General features: G+C 63.0%; 14 protein-coding genes and 3 tRNA genes. 8 read left to right on the forward strand and 9 right to left on the reverse strand.

Going from position 1 to position 15,572, the window contains the following annotated elements; translation table 11 throughout:
- Nucleotides 1-69: 69 nt before the first annotated feature.
- The 8 genes from ACB031_RS08230 to ACB031_RS08265 all read left to right on the forward strand — a co-directional run bounded on the left by ACB031_RS08230 (nucleotide 70) and on the right by ACB031_RS08265 (nucleotide 5,250).
- Entirely contained in the window at nucleotides 70-258 is a 189-nt protein-coding gene (locus ACB031_RS08230; RefSeq protein WP_201988936.1) for a Trm112 family protein, read from the forward strand.
- Nucleotides 255-1,007: a 3-deoxy-manno-octulosonate cytidylyltransferase gene (gene kdsB / locus ACB031_RS08235; RefSeq protein ID WP_010633514.1), complete on the forward strand. Its 753-nt coding sequence runs from the start codon at nucleotides 255-257 to the stop codon at nucleotides 1,005-1,007. Before ACB031_RS08230 ends, kdsB begins: the two co-directional genes overlap by 4 nt.
- Before the next feature lie 212 nt (nucleotides 1,008-1,219).
- Nucleotides 1,220-1,864: a UvrY/SirA/GacA family response regulator transcription factor gene (gene uvrY / locus ACB031_RS08240; RefSeq protein ID WP_005302696.1), complete on the forward strand. Its 645-nt coding sequence runs from the start codon at nucleotides 1,220-1,222 to the stop codon at nucleotides 1,862-1,864.
- A gap of 188 nt (nucleotides 1,865-2,052) precedes the next feature.
- A complete protein-coding gene (gene uvrC, locus ACB031_RS08245) occupies nucleotides 2,053-3,903 on the forward strand; it encodes an excinuclease ABC subunit UvrC (RefSeq protein WP_139726088.1) in 1,851 nt (616 codons plus the stop codon).
- A 302-nt stretch (nucleotides 3,904-4,205) separates the two neighbouring features.
- Entirely contained in the window at nucleotides 4,206-4,760 is a 555-nt protein-coding gene (gene pgsA, locus ACB031_RS08250; protein ID WP_011706577.1) for a CDP-diacylglycerol--glycerol-3-phosphate 3-phosphatidyltransferase, read from the forward strand.
- A 178-nt stretch (nucleotides 4,761-4,938) separates the two neighbouring features.
- A tRNA-Gly gene (locus ACB031_RS08255) sits at nucleotides 4,939-5,014 on the forward strand.
- A 34-nt stretch (nucleotides 5,015-5,048) separates the two neighbouring features.
- A tRNA-Cys gene (locus ACB031_RS08260) sits at nucleotides 5,049-5,122 on the forward strand.
- A gap of 41 nt (nucleotides 5,123-5,163) precedes the next feature.
- A tRNA-Leu gene (locus ACB031_RS08265) sits at nucleotides 5,164-5,250 on the forward strand.
- Between the two features lie 727 nt (nucleotides 5,251-5,977).
- Here ACB031_RS08265 and ACB031_RS08270 read toward each other — a convergent pair.
- The 9 genes from ACB031_RS08270 to ACB031_RS08310 are packed head-to-tail and all read right to left on the reverse strand — an operon-like array spanning nucleotide 5,978 to nucleotide 15,572.
- Nucleotides 5,978-7,591, reverse strand: coding sequence for a hypothetical protein (locus tag ACB031_RS08270; protein WP_371139344.1), 1,614 nt, complete (start codon nucleotides 7,589-7,591; stop codon nucleotides 5,978-5,980).
- Nucleotides 7,588-8,136 carry a hypothetical protein gene (locus tag ACB031_RS08275; RefSeq protein ID WP_182859683.1) on the reverse strand — a complete coding sequence of 183 codons (549 nt, stop codon included), beginning with the start codon at nucleotides 8,134-8,136 and terminating at the stop codon, nucleotides 7,588-7,590. Before ACB031_RS08275 ends, ACB031_RS08270 begins: the two co-directional genes overlap by 4 nt.
- Nucleotides 8,133-9,014 carry a hypothetical protein gene (locus tag ACB031_RS08280; protein ID WP_371139345.1) on the reverse strand — a complete coding sequence of 294 codons (882 nt, stop codon included), beginning with the start codon at nucleotides 9,012-9,014 and terminating at the stop codon, nucleotides 8,133-8,135. The genes ACB031_RS08275 and ACB031_RS08280 overlap by 4 nt, the downstream gene beginning before the upstream one ends.
- Nucleotides 9,011-9,436 carry a tail fiber assembly protein gene (locus ACB031_RS08285; RefSeq protein WP_371139346.1) on the reverse strand — a complete coding sequence of 142 codons (426 nt, stop codon included), beginning with the start codon at nucleotides 9,434-9,436 and terminating at the stop codon, nucleotides 9,011-9,013. Before ACB031_RS08285 ends, ACB031_RS08280 begins: the two co-directional genes overlap by 4 nt.
- A 15-nt stretch (nucleotides 9,437-9,451) precedes the next feature.
- A complete protein-coding gene (locus ACB031_RS08290; protein WP_371139347.1) occupies nucleotides 9,452-11,542 on the reverse strand; it encodes a phage tail protein in 2,091 nt (696 codons plus the stop codon).
- Nucleotides 11,539-12,141: a phage tail protein gene (locus tag ACB031_RS08295; protein ID WP_371139348.1), complete on the reverse strand. Its 603-nt coding sequence runs from the start codon at nucleotides 12,139-12,141 to the stop codon at nucleotides 11,539-11,541. Before ACB031_RS08295 ends, ACB031_RS08290 begins: the two co-directional genes overlap by 4 nt.
- The gene (locus ACB031_RS08300; RefSeq protein WP_371139349.1) at nucleotides 12,134-13,321 is read right to left on the reverse strand and encodes a baseplate J/gp47 family protein; all 1,188 of its coding nucleotides are present in this window, start codon (nucleotides 13,319-13,321) and stop codon (nucleotides 12,134-12,136) included. Before ACB031_RS08300 ends, ACB031_RS08295 begins: the two co-directional genes overlap by 8 nt.
- A complete protein-coding gene (locus ACB031_RS08305; protein WP_371139350.1) occupies nucleotides 13,318-13,656 on the reverse strand; it encodes a DUF2590 family protein in 339 nt (112 codons plus the stop codon). The genes ACB031_RS08300 and ACB031_RS08305 overlap by 4 nt, the downstream gene beginning before the upstream one ends.
- Entirely contained in the window at nucleotides 13,656-15,572 is a 1,917-nt protein-coding gene (locus ACB031_RS08310) for a phage tail tape measure protein (protein WP_371139351.1), read from the reverse strand. The genes ACB031_RS08305 and ACB031_RS08310 overlap by 1 nt, the downstream gene beginning before the upstream one ends.

The raw sequence follows: 15,572 nt of genomic DNA on the forward strand, positions 1-15,572 counted from the left end.
CTGGTTGGTTCGACACCCATCGCCGGCGTGATTAAGCCGCTGGCGCGACATCGTTGAAGGAGTATCGTTTTGGCTTTGGACATCAAGTTGCTCGACATCATTGCCTGCCCGGTCTGCAAGGGTAAGCTGCACTATAACAAGTCCGTGCATGAGCTGGTCTGCCGTTTCGACAAGCTGGCTTATCCGCTGGAGGAGGGGATCCCGGTGCTGCTGGAGAACCGCGCCCGGCAGCTCAATAGCGACGAGCTGTCGTCATGAGCTTCGTCGTCGTCATTCCGGCCCGCTACGCTTCCACCCGGCTGCCGGGCAAGCCGCTGGCCGACATCCACGGCAAGCCCATGGTGCAGCACGTGGTGGAAAAGGCCCTGCAGTCGGGCGCCGATCGGGTGATCGTCGCCACCGATGACGAGCGGGTGCAGCAGGCGCTGGCCGGCCAGACCGGGTTCGAGGTGTGCATGACCTCGAAGGATCACCAGTCCGGTACCGAGCGCCTGGCCGAGGTGTGCCGTCACTACGGTTTTGCCGCCGACACCATAGTGGTCAACGTGCAGGGGGATGAGCCGCTCATTCCGCCGGTCATCATCCGTCAGGTGGCGGACAACCTGGCCGCCGCCAGCGCGCCCATGGCCACCCTGTCGGTGCCAATTCAGGACGCCGAAGAGGCGTTCAACCCGAACGCCGTGAAGGTGGTGACCGACCAGGATGGCTACGCCCTCTACTTCAGCCGTGCCTCCATTCCGTGGGATCGTGATCGTTTTGCCGCAAGCCGCGAGCAGATTGGTGATCACTACCAGCGCCACATCGGCATCTATGCCTATCGCGCCGGTTTCATCCAGCGTTATGTGGACTGGGCGCCGAGCGCGCTCGAGCAAGTAGAGGCGCTGGAGCAGCTGCGGGTGCTCTGGTACGGGGAGAAGATCCACGTGGCCCAGGCCCTCGAGGCGCCGCCGGTCGGGGTGGACACCCAGGCCGATCTGGACAAGGTGCGCGCACTGCTGGCAAACTGATGCCGACAACAGCAAAGATGACTCTGAACGGTGCCTGCGGGCGCCGTTTTTTGTGTTTAATATTTACATAATTATTTGATTACAAACGTCATTTATGAGCACTTTCAAACTTTTCCCGGCCATGGTTTGCCAAATCGGCGAGTTTGGTTATGATGCAAGACGCCGTGTTAACCCTAACTGGCATATAACGAGATAAAAAACGGGGTGTTTGGGTGATTAATGTATTCCTGGTCGATGATCATGAGTTGGTGCGTACAGGGATAAGACGCATTCTGGAAGATGTCCGCGGGATCAAGGTGGTGGGCGAGGCGCAGAGCGGGGAAACCGCAGTCACTTTCTGTCGTCAGAACCATCCCGACGTGATCCTGATGGACATGAACATGCCGGGCATCGGCGGCCTGGAGGCAACCCGCAAGATCCTGCGGATCCGACCCGATGTGCGCATCATAGTGCTGACCATTCATTCAGAAAATCCGTTCCCGACCAAGGTGATGCAGGCGGGGGCCGCCGGCTATCTCACCAAGGGGGCCGCACCGGACGAGATGATCCACGCCATTCGCCTGGTCCACTCCGGTCAGCGTTACATCTCCCCGGAGATCGCCCAGCAGATGGCCCTGAGCCAGTTTGCCTCGGCCGACGAGAACCCTTTCAAGTCCCTCTCCGAGCGCGAGCTGCAGATCATGATGATGATCACCAAGGGGCAGAAGGTGACCGATATTTCCGAGCAGCTCAACCTGAGCCCGAAGACGGTCAACAGTTACCGCTACCGGCTGTTCAGCAAGCTCAATATCAATGGCGATGTGGAGCTGACCCATCTGGCCATTCGCTATGGCATGCTGGATGCCGATACCCTGTAACGGGCGGCGTGTAGCCATCAAAGGCGGCCTGTGCCGCCTTTTTGCTTTTTGCCGGTCTGGCGCAGTATGCTCTGTGCCGTCTTCTGCTTTCATCCGTTGAGCCGAGTTGCCGATGAGCCTCTCTTTCGATCTTCCGCTTGCCGCGATATCCCAGACCCAACACCTCGATCCCCGTTGCCGGAGCCAGCATGACCTCCTCTGAACCTCTCTTCGACAGCAAGGCGTTTCTCAGTGCCGTCACCCATCAGAGCGGTGTCTATCGCATGTACGACAGCGGCGGCACCGTCATCTACGTGGGCAAGGCCAAGGATCTGAAGAAACGGCTAGCTTCCTACTTTCGGGCCAACGTCGACAGCATCAAGACCCGCACCCTGGTGCGCCAGATCGCCGATGTGCAGGTGACAGTCACCCACACCGAGACCGAGGCGCTGATCCTCGAGCACAACCTCATCAAGCAGTACCAGCCCCGCTACAACGTGCTGCTGCGGGATGACAAGTCCTACCCCTGGATCATCATCACCGCCCATCAGCACCCGCGTATCGGCGTCCATCGCGGTGCCCGCAAGGTGAAGGGGGAGTACTTCGGCCCGTACCCCTCCGGCGGCGCGGTGCGCGAGAGCCTGCACCTGATGCAGAAGATCTTCCCGGTGCGCCAGTGCGAAGATGCAGTCTATGCCAACCGCACCCGCCCCTGTCTGCTCTACCAGCTCAAACGCTGCGCCGGCCCCTGCGTGGCCGGGCTGGTGAGCGAGGCCGAGTATGCCCAGCAGGTGGAGCTGGCCAAGCTGTTCCTCGCGGGCAAGAACCAGCAGGTGATAGGCGAGCTGGTGGGCAAGATGGAGTCCGCCAGTGGCGATCTGCGCTTCGAGGAGGCCGCCCGTTACCGGGATCAGATCCAGGCGCTGCGCCGGGTCACCGAGCAGCAGTCGGTGAGCGGCAACGTGCTGGACGAGCTCGACGTGGTGGGGGTGGCCTTCGAGCAGGGGACCGCCTGCATCCATGTGCTTTTCATCCGCCAGGGCAAGGTGCTGGGCTCGCGCAGCTACTTCCCGAAAGTGCCGGCCGATACCCAGCTCGACGAGGTGGTGCAATCCTTCCTGCTGCAGTTCTATCTGTCGGGGCAGGGGGGGCGGCAGATCCCGAGCGAGGTGCTGCTAGACGTGGCGCTCGAAGACGAGAGCGTCATCGCCGAGACCCTGAGCCAGACCGCGGGCTACAAGGTGCGGGTGGTGAGCCGTACCCGCGCCGAGCGGGCCCGCTTCATCAAGCTCGCCTCCATCAACGCCCAGACCGCACTGCGCTCGCGCCTTGCCCACAAGAGCACCATCACCGCCCGCTACGATCAGCTGGAGGAGTTGCTGGAGCTCGAGCGCCCTATCGCCCGCATGGAGTGCTTCGATATCTCCCACACCATGGGGGAGCGCACCGTGGCCTCCTGCGTGGTGTTCAACCGGGAGGGGCCGCTCTCATCGGAATATCGCCGCTTCAACATCGACGGCATCACCGGCGGCGATGACTACGCGGCCATGGAGCAGGCGCTGGAGCGGCGTTTTGGCAAGCAGCAGGAGCCGGACAAGGTGCCGGACGTGCTGTTTATCGACGGCGGCCTCGGCCAGCTGCGCCGCGCCGAGGAGATCCTGGCCCGTCAGCTGGAGTTTCTGGGGGGAAAATATCCGCTGCTGGTAGGCATCGCCAAGGGGGTGACCCGCAAGGCGGGGCTGGAGACCCTGATCCTGGGAGAGAGTCACGAAGAGCTGCATTTGCCGGCGGACATGCCCGCCCTGCACCTCATCCAGCACATCCGCGACGAATCCCACCGTTTTGCCATCACGGGCCACCGCGCCAGACGGGAGAAGGCCCGCACCACCAGTACCCTGGAGGATATTCCGGGGGTGGGGCCGAAACGGCGGCAGGCGCTGCTCAAGTACCTGGGCGGTCTGCAGGAGGTGAAAAAAGCCGGGGTGGAGGAGCTTGCCAAGGTGCCCGGTATCAGCCAGGAGCTGGCCCAAGCCATCCACGATGCCCTGCATTCCCTCTAGCCATTGGTAGCCGAGAAGGGGGAATACCCCTCCGTGTTGCCCCTGTTTGCCCAGACGGCGAGCAGGGGCTGTCGCCCTGGGTATCGACAAGGGGCGAGGTGAGTCACACCATTCACCCCGGGTTCATTCCCTTCAGGATCCAGACACACAAGAGCCGTGACGCCGGGGGGCCGCAAATGCCATAATGGCCCGCATCCTGAGGTTGTTGATGGATTAATAGACCAAGGCGGGCGCCTGTCCGGTTGCATCCGTGATCGGCTTGGGGCTACCATGTAGCGGCATACAAGAAGTGGCTGAAAATAATGACAAATATTCCTAATCTGCTGACGTTTTTTCGGATCTTGCTCATCCCCGTCTTCGTCATCCTGTTCTACCTTCCCTACCAGTGGTCCTATCTGGCGGCGGCCATCGTCTTCATCCTGGCGGCGGCGACCGACTGGTTTGACGGCTACCTGGCCCGCAAGCTGAATCAATCCACCGCCTTCGGTGCCTTCCTCGATCCGGTCGCCGACAAGATCATGGTGGCGGCGGCGCTGGTGGTGATCGTCGAGCACTACAACACCATCTGGGTCACCATTCCTGCCATGACCATGATTGGCCGCGAGATCATCATCTCCGCCCTGCGCGAATGGATGGCCGAGCTTGGCAAACGCTCCTCGGTGGCGGTCAGCTGGATCGGCAAGTGGAAGACCATGATCCAGATGGTCTCGCTCACCGGCCTCATCTGGCAGTACGACATCTGGATGGTGTGGCTGGCCTATGTGCTGCTCTACGTGGCCACCGTGCTTACCTTCTGGTCCATGTTCCAGTACATGAAGGCCGCCTGGGGCGATCTGACCTACCACTCCCGGTTCTGACCTGCCGTACAAAGGACCGTTTCCCCGTTCTTGGGGCTGGGAAACGGTCGTGAGTGCTGAAAAAGCAGGAAAAGGGCAAAAAACACTCGAACGATCAGGGTATTAAACATTTTTGGTTGACTGGGCGAGGAACATCGCTAGAATGCGTCCTCGTAGTCAGGCAGTCAGCCAGACCGATGCGGGAATAGCTCAGTTGGTAGAGCACGACCTTGCCAAGGTCGGGGTCGCGAGTTCGAGTCTCGTTTCCCGCTCCAAATTCAGACAATAGAGAGTTTCTCTCTTTTGCATGGCGCGTTAGCAAAGCGGTTATGCAGCGGATTGCAAATCCGTTTAGTCCGGTTCGACTCCGGAACGTGCCTCCATATTGACAAGCCCGCCACGCGAGCTTGATACCGATTGCGGTGCCCGAGTGGTGAAATCGGTAGACACAAGGGATTTAAAATCCCTCGACGTTCGCGTCGTGCCGGTTCGATTCCGGCCTCGGGCACCATTAAAATCAAAGACTTACAAAGGCCGCTAGCAATAGCGGCCTTTTTGTTTGTGCCAAAGTGGCGACAAAGTGGCGACAGAAGTTTCGGTGATCGATTTAGGCCGACTCTATAACCTTGCTGTGTAGTGGGTGCGCTCGTTTGAAAACCTATTTTCCGTGGGTATGGCAATCGGCTCACCAATGGCACAGAGCACCTTCAAAATTTCAGTTCTCAATGAACCACTTCTGGTGCCTAACCCACTGAAATAAAAAGCCTTCGCGCAGTTTCCCTGCAGCAAACCGGATCCTTTCTTATAGGTCCGATCCCCACGAAAAATGCGACCATCCTATTTTATTCAATGACTTACGCTTTCATTGGGGCTATCCACACCTCCTTCAAACTGTAAAACCCTGCAAAAAAGATCCTTCTTTGCAGATCCTAAACGCGCTGCGGATCCTTTATCTGGCGCGGCTTGGGCATATGGTTTTGCGGTAATCCACTTTTGCAAAAAATTTTCCTGATGAAGCCCGCAGGCGGGAGCGGATGAGCGCGGATTCCGTGACGCAGACGCGGCGGTGGGCGTCGCCGGCGCGCGTATGGAGGCTGTGAGCGTGCTCAGGCTTCACGTATGATGCAGAGCTGCCCGATGGCTGCCTCTTCATGCGGCACCATTCCCTGGCCATGCTCAGGCGCTGTCAGGCAGATAGAAGAAGGCCCCACTATGTGGGGCCTTCTTCGCTTGGTGGCTTACTCGATGATGGGGGATAGCTGGCTGGCCAACTGCTTGGCCTGTTGGCCATGTCCTGTCATGGCTTCGCTGTTACCTGGGGCTGGTCCACTGCCGTGGGTGTGGCTGGCAGTGGCAGCGGCCAATTGCTCCACCACGTTCATCAACTGCAGCAGCAGTCGGAAGATGTTCACGCTCTCGGTCCCCATCCACGAACGGGGCGCCTCCAGGTGCTGTAATTCGCCGGCAACAGCTCGGCGCAGTTGCCCCACCACCTCGACCAGATCCCCTGCCGTGGTCTGGCTCATGTTGCCCAGGCTTGCCAGGGTGAGATCGTCGCCGGCCAGCAGCTCGACGGCGCCCAGCGCCTCGATGAGCTTGAGCCCGCCCACCTCCTCGATGCTGTGCTGGGCCACCTGCAGCTGAAGCTGGCCATGTTCTCCCTGGTAGTCGTCACTTTGGTGGTGCATCTGCAGGGCGCGGTCATGCAGGCGCCGGTCGGTGTGGCGGGAGAGGTTGCCCACGGTGTCGGTGCTGCTGAATACCTCGGCCCGCTGTTGCTGTAGCTGCTCGCCCGGGGCGATGTCCGGCAGGGGCCAGCCACTGCCGAGCACGGTGCGGATAAAGGGCCGGTCAGCCCGCCCGAAGGCGAACCCCAGTTCAACCAGCGTTCCCTCGAGGGGGAACTGCAGCATGCCCTGTTCCTGCCCGCCGAACTGCACCGGCAGCGGCACCGCCCGATACAGCGGGGCAGCCTTGTCCGGTTGGCCATCCTCGCCCAGCAACTGCACGTCCACCGCATAGCGGGGGCGAAAGGGGTCATTGAGCTGGCCAGCACTGGCTCGGTCGCTGATGGCCTCGACTCGTCCGAACTTGGGCAGGTGCATCTTGTCGGCGAGCTCCGGGAACTCCCCCTCTATTTTGCGCCTCTCCGGTGACTTGGTGACCTTGCCCGGGGTGGCCGTGGTCAGGGTCATCTCGTCCCCCTTGAGGCGGACCCTCATCACCCGCTTGCCGTTGATGATGGCGCCGGGCCGGATGGACGGTACCGGCGACAAGGTCAGGGTGTCGCCTGCCTGGCGACCTGACCAGGCAGGATCAAGTGTCACCTCCTTGTCATGCCAGCGGCTGTCGGCATGGCTGCCCACGAAGATGGCGCCATTGGGTTGCTGGTACCAGACAAAGTCGGGCACCTGAAAGGCCCGGCCGGCGTTATCGAGCAGCTGATAGCCGGTGCCGGCACTGGTGAAGTTGGGGATCGGCCGGTCGGTATAGTCGGCCCCCTTGGGTAGTAGAAAGGTCAGCCCGGTCTGGTCTGTCAGCCAGGCCAGCAGGTTGCGCAGGGTGGCATGCTGTTGACTAACCGGCAGGCGAGTGCCCAAGGCGCCGGCCAATTCCCGGCACAATAGCTTACTGGCGCCATTGGCGGCGGGCTGTATGTCGTACACGTAGCCGGTGAACCAGCGGCGCAGATCGCCGCTGTAGCCGGTGTCCAGGGTAAAGGTCTGCCCCTTGTTGGCGCTGCCCTCGATGGTGAGCGCGGCGCGCCCGCCAGCATTGAGATCCAGCACCAGATCGTGGTCGATGAGGTGCACCGGCTGGCCGGCGATGGTCAGTGAGGTGGAGAGTTTCATGCCAGCATGTCATCCATCGGTTTGAGCACGTAACGCTCGAAGCTGCTCAGATCCTGTTCTTCTTCACCGCTTCCCTTGTCGCCTGGCTTGGCGGCGCTGGTGTTGGCGGTACTCTGGCCCACGGTGGGGGCGTTCTTTGGCAAGCGTTGTTCGCGCTTCTCCGGTACCGAGTTGAATTCCTTCAAGGTGAACTGCACCTGCCAGGCCAGCAGTCCCTCCTGTTCGCTGGCGGTGATGCGGCCAGCAAACTTGGCCTGGCGCACCTTCACCGATTTGGCCAGCAACGACCCGACCCGGTAGACGTGGCGCTTGCCGCCGTTGCCCTTGGCATCGGCCAGCTCAAACAGCCGGCTCAGCATCTGCTCATCCTTGAACGGGATGAGGCCGGAGATGTCGAGCTCCTTGGCCTTGGCGCCCTGTTCGGCGCTGCTGGTCGAGCTGGTCTGGCCGCTCTGATCCTTGTCCTGAAACTGCATCGACGCGGAGACCCGCATCGACTTCATGATGATGGGCTCACCATCGAGGGTCAGCATGGCTTGGCTCATGGGGTTAACTCCTGCCAGAAGGTGAGCGGGGACGGGGAGAGCAGCAGGGCGCCGACCGTCATGCTCTGGCTGTGGTCGGGTGGCGCGCTCTGCCCGAGCTGGGTGGCAAGGCTGGCGGCATCCCCCTGGCCTTGCCAGTGCCAGAGTGTGCCGGAGAGGGTGCCCAGCGCGGCCAAGGCCTCGGCGAGTTGTGCCAGACGAGCGGCGCGGCGCGTTGCCAGCCCTTGCAGCTTGACGATCGGGGTCTGGCTGTCTCGGGCCAGGCTCTCCAACTGGGCGAGCTCTGCCCCCAGCGCTTGGCGGGCAGGGCGTAGCGGGGCCCAGCTCAGTGGCTCATCGGCGCGCCAGCGCGGCACCTTGGCCGCGGTGGGTTGGCTCATGGGGTCGTTGTTGGCGGTGAGCCGGCGCAGGGTGGCGCACCACTCCGGCAACGGCAGCAGGGTGCAGAGGATGGCCAGCTGGCGGGCCAGCGCGTCGGCGCTGTTGCCGGTGACCAGCCAGACGAGGGCATGCAGTTGCCCGCTGGGCAGCAGGGGATCGGCCCCGTCCTGCAGCTTGGCGGCCAGGGTGGCGACCGCGTTGGGGGCGGCCAGGCTGAACTGCTGGCCCTGCTGTTGGCCGACTCCGTGCTGGTAGGGGGTGACGGTGAGGCAGCGGCCGGTGACCAGTAGGTGGTCGAGTTCGCTGCGCAGGCCTGCCAGCGCGGCGGCCGCCTCGCTGAGCGGATGGGGCCGGTACTGCGCCCGTCCAGCCAGGTCCTGCAGACGCGCCATGGCGCTGTCCTGGGTGGTCGGGAACTGACCCAGCACGCCCTGGGCGCGGGAGTGCAGGCTGCCGGCACTGGCGGGCCAGCGCAGCGGCCCCTGTGTCCAGCTCATCGCGGCGCTTCCGGCCAGCTGACCTCGGTCGGCCAGCCATCGCCTTGCGGCAGGCGGTAGAGGGCGACTCGGTAGCGCTGCCAGGCGGTGAGCTGTTTGCGCTCGACCTCGCTGATGATGCCCAGCGCCTCGGCATCGAGCAGCGGGGCCATGGCATTGGCGGCCTGCTTAAGCAGCGCATCAAGGCGGGCCTGCTGCTCTGCCTCGGTCGGCGGTGGCACCGGGATCACCTCGATATCGCCAAACTCGCCGAACACGGCCCGGCTGTAGAGCTCGCGGCCGTGTGCTTCCAGGTCATCTTTGCGGGCCGCAAACTGCACGAGGTCGGGCAGATGGACAAAGCGCACATCCAGGGTGATGCTGTCGGGATCCGCTGCATAATGGCGCGGGCGGGCCGCGCTGAGTACTTCAATTCGTTCCATCCGATTCTCCTGTGCTTATGCGATGCGCAGCCACAAGGTGGTGCGGTCGTCCCAACGGTCGTCGCTGTTATCCGTGACGAATCCCAGGCATTTCCAAGTCCCCGGCAGTGCCCAGTCGCGGTTCTGGCCCCACTCCGAGCAGTTGGCGGGGCGCAGCGACGAACCGGCGATGGTGGCGGTGGGGTTCATGGCGCCAGAGTGGCCCGGGATCACTGCGGCCATCATGTAGGTGCCGATCTGCCCCCAGCCGCTGGCGACGATGTCCTGGTTGCCTTGGGCGGCAGTGTGGTTGTGGGTGTAGTGGGGCTGGTTGCCCGGGCTGTAGCAACGGCCAGAGCCATCATTCACCGTGCCTGCAAAGGTGACATTGGCCCCGGTGTCGATGGTCATGCGGGTGAAGGTCGCGCCTCCGACACCGTTCGAGGAGGCAATCCGAAATGCGCCATCGCTCGCAAGGTAGGTCATCACCGCCCACTTGCCCGGGATGTGGTATTCGGTCATTGCGTAGTTAGGATCAGAGATCCCTAAACGCCAGCCCACCTCCCAGCCAGTGGCTGCCTGGTTGAGCCACTGACGAAACGCTGTTTGGCTACTGCAGTAGCGCAGATAGCTGTCGTTGCCGTAATCGACCCGAAAGGCCACGGCGCCGACCATGCGCTGTTCATCGACCAGGTTGGCGCGCAGGGTGCGGACTAGCAGGTCGCCTGACCCGTCGCGCAAAGCATAGGTGTTGGCCGAGGGGTCGTAACTGGGGGCAATGTTGGCGAGCTTGCCCAGGCCTACGTCATCGGCGGTCGGCTTGTTCTGGGTGTTGTAATCCCGGGCCCAGGGAGTAAAGGCCCCAGTGTTGTACTGGGCTCGGGTGTAAATCCGGCTGGTGTTGTAGACGTGGTAACGCTGCTGCACCCCGGCCCCGATGGTCACCGTCAGGGAGCCCGCTTTAGGTTCGGGGTAATTGAGCGAGGCCGCGGCATTGGCATCGGAGTCCTGGCGAAACACGCTGGGGGTGACGAGGGTGTTCAGGTCCTCTTTGGCCAGCGGGATCGGGTTGGTCAGGGTGCCCGGGTGGGTGTGGTTGGCGGCGGCCAGATCCGGTTTGTCCGTTACTTCGGCAAAGGTTGGCCAACGGCTGGCGGTGGCTGGTACCTGGTCTAGCTCCCCCCACGGGTGGCGGTGGCTGCCGTCTTTGATCTCCACGGCGATGGTGACGCCCTGGGCGTCTTCCAGGATGCCCTTGCCGGTCACGTCGCCGGTCAGCTCGATGGTGCGCTTGCGGCGCACGTCGGTGACGCTGCCGTCCGCATTGACGATGGCCACCTTGGCCACATGGTGCTGATGGCCGTTGCTGTCCAGGTAGTCGGTGAGATCCGGCACACTTAAGCTAAGGGTGAAGTGATTCACCCAGGCATCGAGCAGAGAGCCCGCCCGGTAGATGTCGAGCCAGAGCCCCACCGGCTTGGCGCCCGGGGTCACCTTCTTGACCTCGTTCAGCTCCGCCCGCAGGCCGCCCACGTAGGCCACCCCGGGCTGCACCTTGTAGACCCCGGACTCGTTGACCAGCTTGAAGCCGTCGCCGTAGAAGGTGGCCGGCCCGAAGAACTGCAGCGCCTGCAGGCGCAGGTCGTCGTCCACCCCGCGCAGGCGGGCGGCATAGTCGATTTGCCAGGTGCTGGCGTCCACGTGGGTGGCGGTGGCCTCTGCCGCCCGGTCGTACTCCATCAGCATGGATTTCACCAGGCTGTTGCCGGTCTGGCCGGTGGCCTCGTTGGTCTTGAGTTTGGTCTCCAGCCCCTTGTGCACAATCATCCCCACCACGCCGGTGGCCTTGTTGATGAGGTACATGGCATTGAAACTGAAATCGCCGACCGTGGTGTCCATCACGATGGTGTAAGCCACCGCGTCGTTGTTGATGCGCCCGCGTTGGTCCACCGCATGGCGGTGCACAATCTGGCCCGCCGGCGGCAGGCCGCTGTCCGGGTTGATGGCCGCTTCGGGATCGAGCCCCGGCACGTTGGCCAGCACGAACTCATCGAGCACCACCGGCACTTGGGTTGCTAGGCACTCTTGCCAGTAGCGGGAGAAAGCGTTGGTAATGATCTGGCTCATGCGTTCCTCTTAAGTGTCGCGCCGAACACCTGCTGGCTCATGTCGATGCGACCGAACCGCAGGGTGCCGGTGACCGGGTAAACCACCTGAAAGCGATAGCGGCGGCAGGTGCGGCCATAGTGTTGAATGAGGGTTTCCATCAGTTTCTGGTTGGCCGCGATGGCGCCGTCGGTCACCTCGATGGTGATGACGTCCCAGGGGGCGCCGGCCTGGCGTTCGTGGATGTCACACCAGCCGATACCCAGGCGCTCGAAGATGCGCTTAAAGCCGGCCACCTCGCCGGCGTCCCGGGCGTTCACAAAGGCGAACTTGACCCGCTTGCGGAAAAGCTCGAGCGGCTCGCCGTTGAAACGGGTGATGTCACGCTCCCAGGCGAGTAGCGCCAGCAGGGACTCCGAGCAGGTCAGCGGGTCTTGCTGGGCCAGCGGCAGCAACAACCAGCCCTTGACCCGTTGCCAGAAGGCATTGATCCCCTTGGCCAGAAACCCGGGCTCGGCGTGGGTCGGGCTGATGGTGTAGCCGTCTTCCCACCAGGGGGCGCTGGCATCGGGCAGCACCGGCGCCTGCAGGTCGTGTTCAAGCGGGGTCTGGTCAGTCATGCAGGGTCACCTCCAACTTATTGAGGCGGGGGATGGCCAGCCCCGACACGATGTCATCCTGTGCAAACTTGAGGCTCTGCAGCTGCGGGAACTGGCTGTGCAGCTCGCGGGCCAGCTGGGAGAGCGAGAAGCGCGAGCGCGGCCAGGTGCGGGTGACGCTTGGGAAATCTGCCGACTGGCGAAACGCCGCCTTGACCAGGCTTTCGGCGTCCGCCTTGAGCGCGGCTTTCTGCTCGTCGGTGAGGTTGGGCTGGGGCCAGAGCGCCAGTGTCAGGTTGTGCTGGGTTTCGGGGATGCTCATCACGAACAGATCATCGCCGTGGCCATGGTTGCCTTGGCGGCCCACGTAGTCGTTGAGCTGATTGATAAGGCTGGCCGGGGTGGCGCCTACCTCCAGCAGGATGTAAGCGTTGGCGGTCCCCGGGCCGCGGGGTCCCTCATGCTCAAAGAAGATATGATCGGCCCGGATCCCCGCCACGCTCGCCAGCATGGAGCGGTAAATGGCGTCGATGTGGTAGCGCCCCACCGCCGAAAACTGGTTCTGGATACGCAGGCCGAGCGCGTCGTTGCCCTCGGCATCGGCGCCCTGGGTGGTGATCCACTCCTTGTCATCGTTGCGGGCCGAGAGGATGCCGGTGACCGGTTCGCTCAGCAGGTTGTAATAGCCCGGGGCCAGATTCCAGGCGCTGCCGGCGAACTCGGCCTCGCAGACCACCTTGGCCACCGCCTCGCCGGCGGGGCTGACCACCGCCTGCAGGGGCTTCACCCGGTAGATGGTGCCGTTGATGCGCTCGGTGGTGACCCAGATATCGGCCGGGATGGTGACCGCCTCGCCAGGGGTCACCTTGACGAAGTGGATCACCCCCCGGGTCTTCTGGGCGGCCTTGCGGGTCAGGTCCACATCCCAGGCCTTGAGGTCGAGATAGGCATCGGTGGCGGTGGCCGCAAAGGTGTTGGGTAGCACATGGCCGGCCAAGAGCGTGCGGATAAGCCAGAGCGCCGGGGTAATGACCACTCCGCGCACCAGCCGCCAGAAGGGGCTCACATCAGAGTCGTTGGTGATGAGGGAGCCGGCGGCCACCACCTCGTTTTTGAGCTCGGCCTCCATGGCCTGCTCGGTGGTCGGGACACCGGCCTCGGCCAGCAGGGCCATAAAGTCCACGTTCGGGCGCAGGTTCACAGGGTTACCTCCAGGGAGCCGAATTCATAGGTGCGAGCGGTGACCAGCACCCGATCGGGGGCCTCTTCACGGATCACGATGGTGCCGGGCACCAGCCGCTCGTCGTCTTCTACCAGCAGCTCAATCTCGGTCATCACATCGGCGCACAGGGTAGGGCTGCGCTCGCCGATGAGCTTGCGGGCCAGCCCTGACTCCATGATGCGGTGTTTGATGTCCTGCCCGATGCTGTGGCGGTCCTGGGTGTAACGTGGCTGGCCGCCGGCATCGAGTTGCCAGGCGCCGTTCACCACCAGGAGATCGATGTACTTGGGTTCATGGGTAATGGGTTCGTTCATTACGGGGTCTCCAGCCAGGCGTTCTCGGCCATCTGCTCCGGTGTCATCGGGTTCTGGTTGGTGATATGTACTTCGCCGATGTGCAGGGACTTGGCGGGCTTCTGGTTGGCCGTGGTCGCTGCCGCATTGGCCTGGATCAGCTGCTGGCCAAGGCCACCGGATGGCACCTTGCTCTGGTCCTGCTGGCGATAGCGGGCGAGGGGGGCGTTGACCGTCTCCTGCTGCTCCTGGGTTGGCATGTTCATCACGCCGGGCATGACCGGCATGGTCAGCGGCGTCAGGGTCGGCATGGTGAGATCCGGCATGCTGCCGAACTCAATGTTGACGCCCGGGATCATGTTGAGCTTGTCGATCAACCAGTCCACGGCTTTGCCCAGCAACTGGAACGGGCTGAGATCGGCGAGCAGTTGCATGAAGCTGGCCCAGCCGGCGGCGGCCCCGTCGATCATCGACTGGATTTTGTCGAACACGCCCCAATCCGCCAGGGTCTTTTTGAGGTCATCCCAGTAGTAGATCGCCAGCCCAATGGCACCGACGAGCAAGCCGCCGACCACATAGGCCAGCAGCACGGCCGGGTTCGCGGCCATCATGATGTTGACAGCCAGCAGGACTGCGCGAAAGGCAACCAGCCCCGCCTTGAGCAGGTTGAGCGGCGCAATGATGACGCTCCAGGCGATGCCGAGCCCCAGGGTGGCCAGCTTGGCCACGCCGGCAACCAGCATCCAGGTACCAGTCACCATGCCGAGGCCAGCGATGGCGAGCAGGGCATAGCTCACCACCTTGGTGAGGTTCGGAAACAGGTGGGTCCAGCGCAGCACGGTGGTGGCGCTATCGGCAAAGACGCCCACCACGGCGTTAATGGCCGGCAGCACTACCCCGAAGGCCGCGGCCCGGATGGCAAACCAGGCTTGCGTTACCCGTTCCCACTGGTCAGTCATGGCGGCGGCCATCTGCTCGGCCTTGCCCATGCCATGGGTGTTAGCCAAGGCGTTGATGTTGGTCCCCAGCGCTTTGGTATTGGTCATCAGGAGCTTTACCATGCTGACCGCCTCGTCAGAGCCGAAGGCCTTCTTGATCTCGTCCCCCTCGGTCACGCTCAAGGTCTCGCCATATTTGGCCTTGAGCTTGTCCAGGATGGTGAGCACCGGCAGCATGTTGCCCGCCGCGTCGGTGAACTGGAGGCCGAGCGCTTTCTGAGCGCCCCCGACTCCAGCCAGGAAGGCCTTGAATTTGGTCCCCGCTTCGCCGCCGCTCATAGTGGCCTGCAGCTGGCCGAGCACGGCGAACTGCTCATCCATCGAGATCCCGGCGGCGGTGGCGTTGGCGCCGATCGCCCCGAAAGCATCGGCCATGCCCTGACCGGTGGTCTTGAACATCTGCACCGCGGTGGCGGTCTTGCCAGCCAAATCTTCGACCCAGTTGGCCTTGCCCATCTGCTTGGCCTGTTGTTCGAAAATGCCGTACATGGTGCCCATGTAGTTGGTGATGGTGGCGGTGTCGGCCTTGGTCGCCTTGGCGAGGGTGGTGGATGCGCGGGTGAAGGCGGGCAGCTCGTTACCTTCGAGCCCCGCAATCGCCGACTGGATATCGTAGGAAGAGCGGACAATCTCGGTGGCCGACTCCCCGTACTGGATAGAGAGCTTCAATGCTTCGCGACCGAGCGCGCCGAGCACCTCCTTTTGCACATCCAGCGAGGCCACCTCGGCCAAGGCCCGGTCCATCTCGATGGCCGGGCCCAGGGCACCCTGGATCGCCATGACGCCGCCGGCCACGGTGGTGGCCCCCATTGCCATGTTGCTCCAGCCCTGGCGGCCTGACTTGGTGACCTTGTCCATCTGGGCATTGATGCCGGCAAGGGGCTTGGTGACCTGGTCAACCAATGCCACCTGCATCATCAATTTTTCCATCCAAGCCAT

It is taken from the genome of Aeromonas sp. S8(2024) (assembly GCF_041403085.1).
Lineage (GTDB): Bacteria > Pseudomonadota > Gammaproteobacteria > Enterobacterales > Aeromonadaceae > Aeromonas > Aeromonas dhakensis.